General features: G+C 81.3%; 1 pseudogene. It reads right to left on the minus strand.

What is annotated here, in order from left to right:
- Positions 1 to 347: 347 nt before the first annotated feature.
- Positions 348 to 552: pseudogene (locus tag AAHZ94_RS34910) on the minus strand (putative sulfate exporter family transporter); the annotation flags it as partial.

The following is a 552-nucleotide window of genomic DNA, read 5'->3' on the forward strand; positions in this document are numbered from 1 at the left end:
GGGGGGGGGGGGGGGGGGGGGGGGGGGGGGGGGGGGGGGGGGCGGGCCCCCGCCCCCGCCCCCCCCCCCCCCCGGGACCGTGGGACGCCGTACGTACGTGGGGCGGCGCGCGCGGAACGCCGTACGCGGGACGCCACGCGCAGAGCGTCGTACGTGGGACGCCGTACGCAGGACGTCACGCGCGGGATGTCGCCCTCGGGGCGTCGGCCGCAGGGCTCGACTCGGGGGCCGTGCGGGCGTCGCGCGGAAGCCGTGCCCCGTCCGACCTCTGCCAGGGGCACCGCCGGTGGGCGTACGGGCCCGGGCCGGCGAGGCCCCGGGCACCGCGCCGCGGCGGGCGCCCCGCGCTACGACGTCACCAGCACCCCCGCGTACGAGACGCCGGCGATGACCACCCAGGAGCACAGCCCGAGCGCCGCCACCCGGCCTCCGGTACGGGCCAGCGTCGGCAGGTGGACGGCGCTGCCGAGGCCGAACAGGGCGGCGGCGAGGAGCAGTTCCTGTACGTGCCCGGCCGCGTCGAGCGCACCGCCCGGCAGCCAGTCGGTGCTG

This window comes from Streptomyces sp. HSW2009, assembly GCF_040240285.1.
Lineage (GTDB): Bacteria > Actinomycetota > Actinomycetes > Streptomycetales > Streptomycetaceae > Streptomyces.